Genomic DNA, 10,381 nt, shown 5'->3' with positions numbered 1-10,381 from the left:
CGGCCGCCGCTGCCGAGGCAGCGGCGGCCGTCGCCGCGGTGCGAGCACGGGAGGAGCTCAGATGGTCGCCCGGCGGCCGAGGGCCCGGTAGCAGAAGCCGGCGGCGGCCCAGCGCTCGGGGTCGAGCACGTTGCGCCCGTCCAGGATCTGCGGCACGGCCACCAGCGGGTCCAGCTGCTCGGGGGTCATCGTCTTGAACTCGGCCCACTCGGTCAGCAGCACCACGACCTCCGCACCGGTGACGGCGGCCTCGAGGGAGTCCACGTAGTCCAGGCGCGGATAGCGCTTGGCGGCGTTGGCGTTGGCCTTGGGATCGTAGACGGCCACCTCGGCGCCGATCGAGTGCAGCCGGGCGGCGATGTCCAGGGCCGGGGAGTCGCGCACGTCGTCGGAGTCGGGCTTGAAGGCCGCCCCGAGCACGGCCACCTGCTTGCCCACCACGGAGCCGCCGAGCATCTGGGTGACGGTGTCCACGGTGTGCCCGCGGCGGCGGACGTTGATGTCGTCGACCTCCGCCAGGAAGCGCACCGACTGCTCCACGCCCAGCTCCGCGGCCCGCGCCCGCAGGGCCCGGATGTCCTTGGGCAGGCAGCCGCCGCCGAAGCCCACCCCGGCGTTGAGGAACTTCCGCCCGATCCGCTCGTCGAGGCCGATCGCGTCGGCGAGGGTGCGGATGTCCCCGCCGACCGCCTCGGTGAGCTCGGAGAGGGCGTTGATGAAGGAGATCTTGGTGGCCAGGAACGCGTTGGCGGCGACCTTCACCAGCTCGGCCGTCTCGAAGTCGGTGACGATCAGCGGCACGCCCGCCTCCAGCTGGCGGGCGTAGACCCGGCGCATCACGGCCTCCGCGGCCGCGTCCTCCGCGCCCAGCACCATCCGGTCCGGGGTCAGGGTGTCCTCCACGGCGTAGCCCTCGCGCAGGAACTCCGGGTTCCAGACCAGGGACACGTCCACCCCGTCCCGGGACGAGGCGCGGGCGAGGTCGGCCAGCCGCCGGGCCGAGCCGACGGGGACCGTGGACTTGCCGGCGATCACGCAGTCCTTCGTGGCGGCCGCGGCGATCGAGCCGACGGCGGCGTCCACGTAGCGCATGTCCGCCGCGAAGGACCCGGCGCGCTGGGGCGTGCCGACGCCGACGAAGTGCACGTCGCCGAAGGCCCCGGCCTCCTCGTAGCTGGTGGTGAAGCGCAGCCGCCCGGTGTCCACGTGCTTGCGCAGCAGCTCGCCCAGTCCTGGTTCGTGGAAGGGCAGCTCCCCGCGGGACAGGGCCTCGACCTTCGCCGGGTCCACGTCCACGCCCAGGACCTCGAAGCCCATCTCCGCCATCGACGCGGCGTGCGTGGCCCCCAGGTAGCCCGTGCCCAGAACCGTGATCTTCATGGACGTCCTCCGTCTCTCCCGGGCCGCCGGGCCCGTGCTCGTTGTTGCCTGTCGCATCTTGTCAGGGCCGGGGCGCACAGCGGCGCACCTGCTCAGCGCGGCGCGCCGGGCGGCGGCGCAGATGTGAGCGCCGTCTCGGCGAACCACGTGGTGGTCTCCCCGTGCCGCTTCTGCTCGAAGCGGCGCAGCCCGGACGGCCACTCCGGCTCGGGCGAGCGCGAGGAGCGCTCGACCACGACCACCCCGCCCTCGCCCAGCCGGCCCACCAGTGCCGCCAGCACGGCGCTCAGCTCGCGTTCGCCCAGCGGGTAGGGCGGGTCGGCGAGCACCAGGTCCCAGGGGCCCGCCGCGGGATCGGCCAGGTAGGCGGCGACGGCGCCTGGTGGACCGCGACGACGTCGTCGCGGCCCAGCGCCCGGTGCACCACGGCCGCGTTGGCCCGGCAGACCCGGACGGCGGGCGGATGGCGCTCCACCAGGGTGACGGCGGCCGCGCCCCGGCTGGCGGCCTCGCAGCCCAGCGCCCCGGACCCGGCGAACAGGTCCAGGACCCGGGCCTCGTGGAGCATGCCCCAGGCCTCGAGGCGGGCGAAGAGCGACTCCTTGACCCGGTCGGTGGTGGGGCGGGTGCCCTGGCCCGGCACGGACTGCAGGCGCAGTCCCCCGGCGGCCCCGGCGATGATCCTGCTCATGGTCGTGCTCCTCCCGTCCTCGGCCGCACCGGGCTCAGCCCCGGTCCAGGAACGCCTCGGCGTCCGGGTCGAGGTAGCGTTCGATGGCCTCGGCGAGCTCGGGGTGCTCGTCGAGCCCGGGGTCCTCGCCGAGAAGGGTGACGGCGTCCCGGCGGGCGCGCTCGATCAGCTCGGCGTCGTCGAGCGCGCGCAGCAGCCGCAGGGTCGACCGCCCTCCCGACTGCGCCGCGCCGAGGATGTCCCCCTCGCGGCGCAGCTCCAGATCGGCCCGGGCGAGCGCGAAGCCGTCCGTGGTGCCGGCCACGACCTCGATGCGCTCCCGCGAGGGGTGCTCGGCGGGGCGCCGGGTGACCAGCAGGCACGTCCCGGCGTGCCCGCCCCGCCCGATCCGGCCGCGCAGCTGGTGCAGCTGGGAGATGCCGAACCGGTCGGCGTCCACGATGATCATCAGTGTGGCGTTGGGGACGTCCACCCCCACCTCGACCACGGTGGTGCAGACCAGCAGCTGCACCGCCCCGGACGCGAAGTCCTCCATGAGGCGGGCCTTCTGCACGGGGTCGAGCCGGCCGTGGAGCACCTCGGCGCGCACGCCGTCCAGGACGGGCTGCCGGGCGATCAGCTCGGCCAGCCAGGCCACGGAGGCCATCGGCGCCTCGGCCTCCTCCTCCTCGGCGGCGGCCGCCCGGGCGGACTCGGCCAGGGAGCCGGTGGGCGGGGCCTCGTCGTCGTCCCCGATCTTGGGCGCGACCACGTAGACCTGTCGGCCCGCGTCGATCTCCTCGCGGGCGCGGCGCCACAGGCGCTGCTCCCAGGCGGGGTGCTCCACGAGCCCCACCGTGTGGGTCGCGATGGGCTGCCGCCCGGCCGGCAGCTGGTCCAGCACGGAGACGTCGAGGTCGCCGAAGACGGTCATGGCCACGGTGCGCGGGATGGGGGTCGCGGTCATCACGAGCAGGTGCGGGGGACGGCCGGCCTTGTCCCGGAGCCGGTCGCGCTGCTCCACGCCGAAGCGGTGCTGCTCGTCCACGACGACGAGCCCGAGGTCGGCGAACTGGACGACCTCGGAGAGCAGGGCGTGGGTGCCGATGACGATCCCGGCCTCCCCGGAGGCGATCCGCAGCAGCGCCCGCTTGCGCGCGGCCGCACCCATCGACCCGGTGAGCAGCACGACCTGCGTGCCGTCGGGGTCCCCGCCCAGTTCCCCGCCCCGGGCGAGGGGGCCGAGGGAGCGCAGCACGGAGCCGTGGTGCTGTCCGGCGAGCACCTCGGTGGGCGCGAGCAGCGCGGCCTGGGCGCCCGAGTCGACGACCTGGAGCATGGCGCGCAGCGCCACGAGCGTCTTCCCGGCGCCGACGTCGCCCTGCAGCAGCCGGTTCATGGGGTGGGTCCCGGCCAGCTCCGCCGCGAGCTCCTCCCCCACGGCGCGCTGCCCGGCGGTGAGCTCGAAGGGCAGGGCGGCGTCGAACTTCGCCAGGAGCCCGTCCGGGGTGCCGGGGCGGGCGGTGGTCGGGTGGGCCGCGAGCTCGGCCCGGCGGCGGGCGAGCGCGCACTGGAGCAGGAAGGCCTCCTGGTAGCGGAACCGGCGGCGGGCCTCGCCATGGGCCCGCGTGTCCCGGGGCCGGTGCACCTGCCAGTACGCCTCCTCGAGGCCCATCAGCCCCTCCCGCTCGCGGATGCCCTCCGGCAGCGGGTCCGGGACCGCCGCGAAGTCCACGACCGGCAGCAGGGAGTGCACGGCGCGGGCGATCTTGTCCGTGGTGAGCTTGGCGGTGGCCGGGTAGATGGGGATGGGGCGTCCGGCCCGTTCCTCCGCACTCTCCCCGGCCTCGGGGGCGTCCGGGTCCAGGATGGCGTAGTGCGGGTTGGTCATGGTGACGGCGCCGTTGTACAGGCCGACCTTCCCGGAGAACAGGGCGTGCGTGCCCGGGGGCAGGTCCCTGGCCGCGGTCCAGGCGTTGAAGAAGCTCAGCCGCATCGTGCGGCCGGAGGCGGGGTCCGTCTCCTCGAACAGGAGGCGGGGGTCCGAGGAGACGCGGTCGGTGATCACCACGTCCGTGATCGACCCGCGGCGGGAGCGCATCTGGCGGGTGGAGGCGGAGACGACCTCGGCCACGATGGTGACCTGCTGGTCGATGCGCAGCTCCGAGAAGGGGGTGAGCTCGCCCCGGGGCATGTACCGGCGGGGGAAGTGGTCGAGCAGCTGCCCGATCGTGCTCACGGAGAGCTGCCTCGCCAGCTGGTCGGCCGTGGAGCGGCCCAGCAGGCGCGCGAGCGGCTGGTCGAGCTCGGGGACCGGGGCGGGGAACGCCCCGCCGGTGTGGGACCGGGCCATCTCAGGCGCGCCTCATCCGTCCGCTTCCGAGAGGGAGGTCACCGTGAGGTTGACGGCCTCGCCCCGGGCGCCGATCACCGCGAGCGCCTCCTCGGTGCGCTCCACGTGCACGTGCACGCGCCACCGGTAGCCGTCCCCGGCCTCGGAGACCGCGCTCATGATCACGCTGCTGCCCACCTCGCTGAGCTCGTGCCGCAGCTCCGCGGCGTCCAGCGGGGACAGCTCCACGGTGCACATGACCTCCACGCCGCCGTGCACGGTGTTCGGGGCGGCGTGGACGCCCGCGGCCCGGGCGGCGGCGTCGTCGATCAGCTGGTCGAGGCCGGCCTCGTCCCCGGCGTCGTCCCCGCCCACCGTGCGGGCGAGCGCGTCGAGGACGACGAGCATGCCCAGCGCCCCGGCGTCGACCGTGCCGGTCTCCCGCAGGATCTCGAGCTGCTCGGGGGTGGCTAGGACGGCGGCGCGGGCGGCCTCGCCCACCTGGGCCAGGAAGTCCTTCAGCTGCTGGTTCGACCCGTCGCCCACGTCCTGCGGGACGGGGACGGCCGCGGCCGCCTCCAGCACCGAGAGCATGGTGCCGGCCACCGGGTCGGAGAGCACGCTCCAGGCCCGCACGTGGCCCGCGTGCAGGGCCACGCGCACGGACTCGGCGCTCATCCGGGTCTGTCCCTCGAGGGACTGGCCCACCGCCGTGAGGAACACGGAGAACAGGGTCCCGGAGTTGCCGCGGGCCTCCTCCAGGGCGGCCTGGCCGGCCAGGGCGAGCAGCTCCCCCACGTCGCCGGTCTCCAGCACGCCGGCCGCCTCGGCGGCGGCGCGCACGGTGGTCGCCAGGTTGGTCCCGGTGTCCGAGTCGGCGACCGGGAAGACGTTGAGGGCGTTGAGCACGGGACTGTGCCGCACGAGATCGCGGTGGGCCAGGTCGAGCCACCGCCGCATGACGGCCGTGTTCGATCCGATCCTATGGTTCAAAGTGATCCCATCCTTCACCGACCGGGTGCCCGAGGGCGAGGTGCGGCGCTCGTCCGTCGAGCAGCACCCGGGGGCGGGTGCCGTCGTGCCCCGGGGGCGCGGGCGCACACGAGCCTATCGCACGGAAGGACCCGGGCAGGGGGACGCCCTGGGGAAAGACGGCCAGCAGGCCGTGGTCCTCCCCGCCGGTGAGCACCCAGTCGCGGGGGTCCGCCCCGACCAGCCGGGCGGCCGGCTCCAGGGGTACGGCGAGGGCGGCCACGGCCGCGCCGTCGAGGTCCACCACGACACCGCTGGCGGCCGCGACCCGCCCGGCGTCCCGGAGCAGGCCGTCCGAGAGGTCGATCATGGCCGTGGCGCCGCCGCGGGCGGCGTCCGGGCCCGCCGGCACGGGGCGCACGGGCGCAGCTGCGCCCCCGCGAGCTCGTCCAGCAGCTCGTCCCGCCCGGCCCGGTAGCGGGGGTCCTCCAGCAGGGCCACCCCGGCGGCCGCGCGGCCGGTCGTGCCGGCCAGGGCGAGCACGCCTCCCTCCCGGGCCCCGGCACGGCGCACCGGGTCCCGGCCCTCGAGGTCGCCGGTCACCGTCGCCGTGACCGACAGCTCCCGCCCGGCCCCGAGGTCCCCGCCGACCACGGCGCAGCGCTGCGCCCCCATGCCCGCGCACCCGGCGGCGAGGCCGCGGGCGAAGTCCTCGGGCCAGGACACGGGGGTGTCCGGGGGCAGGGTGAGCGAGACGACGAGGGCCGAGGGGACGGCGCCCATCGCGGCCACGTCGGCGAGGTTCTGCGCGGCGCACTTGACGCCGGTGTCGTAGCCGGTGGTGAGCACGCCGCTGGGCCAGGCGAGGCGGAAGTCCTGGTCCTGGACCTGGGTGTCCGTGGTGATCACGTACCGGCCGTCCGGGGCCGCGACCACGGCGCAGTCGTCCCCGGGACCGAGCAGCACCTGGGCGGCCGGCCGGGTGAGCAGCGGCAGCACCCGCGCCAGCAGCTCCGCCTCCGAGAGCTCCCCGACCGTCGGCTCCGCCGGGGGCGGCGCGTGGGGTGCAGGGGTGTCCGCTGGGGGTCGGCTCATGGCGCTCATCCTAACGACGGGCCCGGACGCGGGAACGTCCCCGGCCACGGATTACGCTGGTGGCATGCCCCTGCTCCCCCCGCCCCGTCCTGCCCGTGCCCTGCTGGCGGCGGGCGCCCTGGCCGCGGTCCTCACGGGTTGCACCCCGGCCGTCACCGTGGACCCCGCCGAGAACGCCGCCGACCCCGGGTGCGCCCCGGCGATGCTCGCCATGCCGGAGACCATCGGCGAGCACGGGCAGCGGGAGACCACCAGCCAGGCCACCACGGCCTACGGCGAGCCCACGGCGGTGGTCGTCCGCTGCGGGGTGACGCCCCCCGGCCCGACCACGGACCCGTGCTCCTCCGTGAACGACGTCGACTGGCTGATCCGTCAGGGCGGCGCGGACGGCGAGGACGGGGAGACGTGGACCGCCACCACGTACGGCCGCGACCCCGCGGTGGAGGTCGTGTTCGACAGCACCGCCGTGGCCTCCTCGACGCTGCTCGTGGAGCTGGGCTCCGCGGTCGAGCAGATCCCCGCCGACCGCCAGTGCCTCGACCTGCAGGACGCCGCCGAGGGACTGTGACCCCCACCTGCCATCGGTGCGGGCCCGCCGCCGGACGGTGGCGCCGGCGAACGGCACGGCCCGCGGCGGAGTGTGACGGGCGGGGCGCGGCGGCGGTTCCTCCGCGTTGCCGGGCTCACTATCGTGGGTGGCCCGGCCCGGCCGGGGACCGTCCGCACGGACCGCAGCGGTGCCCGCCCGGCACCTCGAGAGCACAGGAGGACGAGCCGTGACGACCGCACGAGAGTTCATGACCCCCGGCGCGGAGTGCATCGGGGAGAACCAGAGCCTCGAGGAGGCCGCCCGGAAGATGAAGGACCTCGACGTGGGCGCGCTGCCCATCTGCGGGGAGGACGACCGGCTCAAGGGCGTGCTCACCGACCGAGACATCGTGGTGCGGTGCCTGGCGCTCGGCACCGACCCCCGCCAGGTGAGGGCCGGGCAGCTGGCCCAGGGGAAGCCGGTCACGATCGGCGCCGACGACAGCGTGGAGGCGGCCCTCGACACCATGCAGGAGCACCAGGTGCGCCGCCTGCCGGTGATCGACGGGCACGCCCTGGTGGGCATGATCAGCCAGGCCGACATCGCCCGGTCCCTGCCCGAGGACCGCGTGGGTGAGCTCGTCGAGCTGATCTCCTTCGACTGAGCCCCGGGCACGGACCGCCCGGCACGGTCGCGCCGGGCGGTTTGTGCCCGCGACCCCCGGGCGGGCTACCATCGGTGCCTTCCCCGGCACCGGCCGCGGGGAACGGGAATAGGCCCGTTCCCCGCCGGGTTGTGGCGTGGACACCTCAACGACCGCACCATCCACAGGAGGAGATCACCCGTGGCCACCGATTACGACGAGCCCCGCGTCAAGCCCGAGGACGAACCCGCCAACGAGTCCCTCGAGGTGATCCAGGCCCAGCGCAGCGCCACGAGCCAGAGCCCGGCGATCGACGTCGACGACGCGGACACGGCGGAGGGCATCGACCTGCCCGGCGCGGACCTGTCCCAGGAGGAGCTGCTGATCCAGGTGGTGCCCGAGCAGGAGGACGAGTTCACCTGCATGTCCTGCTTCCTGGTCCGCCACCGCAGCCAGCTCGCCCGCGAGAAGGACGGCGCGAAGTACTGCCTGGAGTGCGAGAGCTGACCCGTCGGGTGGGCCCGCTGCGGCTCACTCGTGGCGCAGGGAGGCGATCGGGTCCTTCCGCGCGGCCCGCACGGCCGGGATCGTGCCGGCCAGGAACGCGATCCCCATGACGGCCAGCACGATCAGTGCGACCTTCCCCGCCTCGAAGGCGAAGAGGGACAGGCCGGGCAGTCCGGAGAGATAGCCCTCGGCCAGCGCGCTGCTCACGGCGGAGCCGCCGGCGACGCCCGCGGCGGCGCCGAGGGCCGCACCGAGGAGGCCGATCAGCACGGCCTCCAGGGAGAAGAGCCCGAAGACCGTGCGCCCGCTCATCCCCATGGCCTTCATCAGCCCGATCTCCCGGGTGCGCTCCTGCACCGACATCAGCAGCGTGTTGATGATCCCGAGGCCCGCGGCCAGCAGGGCGATCACGGCACAGGCGTTGAGGATCCACACGATGGCGTTGATGACCGTGCGGAACATCCCGAGCTGGTCCTCCACCGTCAGCCCCAGCATCTCCCGCTCCTCCAGCCGGGCCTGGATCTCGGCGGCCCGCCCCATGTCCTCGACGGTGACCGTGGCCATCGCGAAGCTCTCGGGCACCTGCTGCGGCCCGCCGCTCACCTGGTACGCGTAGAGCCGCTCGTTGAAGGAGTCGGACGGGATCGGGTTCAGCGAGGTCCCCGCCAGGCTCGCCTGGGTCACCCCGGAGATCCGCGCCGGGAACGCCCTGTCCCGCTCCGCGAGGTCGGTCATGACCACGACCACCTCTCCCCCGACGGCCTCCGCCGCGGAGGCGTAGCCGAGGTCGGCCACCCAGCTGTCCGGGACCGCGATCTCGTCGCGGTCCGCGGCCGGGGGACCGCCGGCCACCATCTGCAGGCCCACGGCGTCGACCGGGATGCCCGGCGAGAGCTGGAAGCGGCTGCCGTCCGCCGCCTCCAGGTAGGTGGGCGAGACCGCGTACATCGGCTTGACCGACGCCACACCGTCGAGGTCCTCGAGGAACTCGACGTCCTCCGGCGAGAGCCCCTCGAAGGACACGCCGAAACCCGTGCGGATCCGCGTGGTGTCCGGGTCGTACTCGCGCGGCCCGGCTCCGGCCGAGAGCTCGACGAGGGGCTGGGACTTCTGGACGTAGAGCGCGTCGGCGTCGCCGAAGGCGGCCACGGTGTCGTCGATGTAGCGGTTCACGCCGGTGCCCATCCCGGAGGTCAGCGTCAGGGCGCAGGCGCCGATGAACACCGCGACCACGGTCAGGCCGGTGCGGATCCTCGCGCGCCGCGTGTTGGCCGCCGCGGAGCCCAGTAGATCGGGCCACCTCACGGGACGCCCCCGGCGCCGGCGAGCGCGCCGCCCGGTGGGACGGGGGCGGGTGGCTCCAACAACGGGACCCCCGCGCGGGGCGGACCGACGGGCGCGCCCGGCCGCCCGCGTCGGGCCGTGGCCAAGGACCGCGGTCCCGCTGAGCGCCACGATCCCGCCGTGCGCCGGCACCGGGTCTCCTGCCCCGGGCACCACTGAGCTCATCGGCTGCCTCTCCCCCTCGGACGGACCGGGCCGCCCTCCGGAGCGCGGCCGGCGGAGTGCCCGAACCGGGCCCTGCCGAGTCCATCATGTGCGTTCGCGAATAGTGGTGCGGACCGGACACGTGTCCCCACTAGTGCAGGGTTGCGCCGGGCGGAAGGGCCGGGATCCGCGCCTCTCCCGTGCGGGCGCCCGCGCGGCGGGCGCTGCGGCCCGGCCGGGGCCCGTCGCCTCATACCGTCACGTAGCCGTTCGCCCTTGCTAACGATGTGCAGGAGTACATAGTTGAAGCACAGCAGTTCTTCGGTCGGGGGTTCCGGCTCCGTCGAACGGGCGGTCGTCCCGTCCGGGCCGAACGAGGAGCAGCACGACGTGTCCCGTCGTGTCCGCACGGGGGTGCGGAGACGACATCGTCAGGGGCTCGTGCTGCGCGCTGGCGGTCCTGGGGTGGGCCCGGGCCGACTACGGACTATCAGGAGACACATCGACATGACTGCTACGAGAAAGCTGGTGGTCGCCGGTTCGTCGACGACCGTGCTGGTGGGGAGCCTGCTGCTGGGCGCGCCGTCAGCCGTCGCCGCACCGGTGGACGCACCGGCCGCAGACGCCCCGCCGGGTCTGGCCGAGCCCGCGGCGCAGCAGGCCGCGCCGGCCGAGCTCCCGGCCGTGGCTCCCGCACCGGTCGATCCCGCGCCCGTGGAGCCCCGCGGCCGGCCCAGGTGGCGCCGGCCGCGCCGGAGGTGGTCC

General features: G+C 75.0%; 9 protein-coding genes and 2 pseudogenes. 4 read left to right on the top strand and 7 right to left on the bottom strand.

Annotated elements, in window-relative coordinates; translation table 11 throughout:
* Window positions 1–57: 57 nt before the first annotated feature.
* The 6 genes and pseudogenes from BJF77_RS17940 to thiL form a co-directional block, all read right to left on the bottom strand.
* Window positions 58–1,380, bottom strand: coding sequence for a UDP-glucose/GDP-mannose dehydrogenase family protein (locus BJF77_RS17940; protein WP_075873027.1), 1,323 nt, complete (start codon window positions 1,378–1,380; stop codon window positions 58–60).
* Window positions 1,381–1,472: 92 nt separating this feature from the next.
* The gene (locus tag BJF77_RS22915) at window positions 1,473–1,709 is read right to left on the bottom strand and encodes an RsmD family RNA methyltransferase (RefSeq protein ID WP_369821444.1); all 237 of its coding nucleotides are present in this window, start codon (window positions 1,707–1,709) and stop codon (window positions 1,473–1,475) included.
* Window positions 1,667–2,071 carry an RsmD family RNA methyltransferase gene (locus BJF77_RS17935; protein ID WP_369821443.1) on the bottom strand — a complete coding sequence of 135 codons (405 nt, stop codon included), beginning with the start codon at window positions 2,069–2,071 and terminating at the stop codon, window positions 1,667–1,669. Before BJF77_RS17935 ends, BJF77_RS22915 begins: the two co-directional genes overlap by 43 nt.
* Window positions 2,072–2,105: 34 nt before the next feature.
* A complete protein-coding gene (locus BJF77_RS17930; RefSeq protein ID WP_075873026.1) occupies window positions 2,106–4,403 on the bottom strand; it encodes an ATP-dependent DNA helicase RecG in 2,298 nt (765 codons plus the stop codon).
* A 12-nt stretch (window positions 4,404–4,415) separates the two neighbouring features.
* Window positions 4,416–5,342, bottom strand: a complete 927-nt coding sequence (locus BJF77_RS17925) for a DAK2 domain-containing protein (protein ID WP_075873025.1) — start codon at window positions 5,340–5,342, stop codon at window positions 4,416–4,418.
* A gap of 22 nt (window positions 5,343–5,364) precedes the next feature.
* Window positions 5,365–6,449, bottom strand: a pseudogene (gene thiL, locus BJF77_RS17920) (thiamine-phosphate kinase).
* A 64-nt stretch (window positions 6,450–6,513) separates the two neighbouring features.
* On the opposite strand from thiL, the gene BJF77_RS17915 reads away from it, so the two are divergent.
* From BJF77_RS17915 to BJF77_RS17905, 3 genes are all read left to right on the top strand, one after another.
* Window positions 6,514–7,017 (top strand): DUF3515 domain-containing protein, encoded by a 504-nt coding sequence (locus BJF77_RS17915; protein WP_075873024.1) that lies wholly within the window; start codon window positions 6,514–6,516, stop codon window positions 7,015–7,017.
* Between the two features lie 208 nt (window positions 7,018–7,225).
* A complete protein-coding gene (locus BJF77_RS17910) occupies window positions 7,226–7,642 on the top strand; it encodes a CBS domain-containing protein (protein ID WP_075873023.1) in 417 nt (138 codons plus the stop codon).
* Between the two features lie 180 nt (window positions 7,643–7,822).
* Complete coding sequence (locus BJF77_RS17905) at window positions 7,823–8,128, top strand: DUF4193 domain-containing protein (RefSeq protein WP_047801835.1); 306 nt, start codon at window positions 7,823–7,825, stop codon at window positions 8,126–8,128.
* Between the two features lie 24 nt (window positions 8,129–8,152).
* On the opposite strand, the gene BJF77_RS17900 is transcribed toward BJF77_RS17905, so the two are convergent.
* Complete coding sequence (locus tag BJF77_RS17900; RefSeq protein ID WP_075873022.1) at window positions 8,153–9,433, bottom strand: ABC transporter permease; 1,281 nt, start codon at window positions 9,431–9,433, stop codon at window positions 8,153–8,155.
* Window positions 9,434–10,123: 690 nt separating this feature from the next.
* Between BJF77_RS17900 and BJF77_RS17895 the strand changes: the two are divergent.
* Window positions 10,124–10,381 (top strand): annotated as a pseudogene (locus tag BJF77_RS17895) (hypothetical protein); the annotation flags it as partial.

This window comes from Kocuria sp. CNJ-770 (assembly GCF_001942375.1).
In the GTDB taxonomy this organism is placed as follows: Bacteria; Actinomycetota; Actinomycetes; order Actinomycetales; family Micrococcaceae; genus Kocuria; species Kocuria oceani.
Note: the sequence above shows the minus strand (reverse complement) of the source record. Positions and strands in the feature narration are given on the sequence as shown.

Excerpts from the sequence above, each read along its gene's own strand:
- BJF77_RS17940 (WP_075873027.1), bottom strand. The coding sequence starts at position 1,380 with ATGAAGATCACGGTTCTGGGCACGGGCTACCTGGGGGCCACGCACGCC.
- BJF77_RS17935 (WP_369821443.1), bottom strand. The coding sequence starts at position 2,071 with ATGAGCAGGATCATCGCCGGGGCCGCCGGGGGACTGCGCCTGCAGTCC.
- BJF77_RS17930 (WP_075873026.1), bottom strand. The coding sequence starts at position 4,403 with ATGGCCCGGTCCCACACCGGCGGGGCGTTCCCCGCCCCGGTCCCCGAG.
- BJF77_RS17925 (WP_075873025.1), bottom strand. The coding sequence starts at position 5,342 with ATGCGGCGGTGGCTCGACCTGGCCCACCGCGATCTCGTGCGGCACAGT.
- BJF77_RS17915 (WP_075873024.1), top strand. The coding sequence starts at position 6,514 with ATGCCCCTGCTCCCCCCGCCCCGTCCTGCCCGTGCCCTGCTGGCGGCG.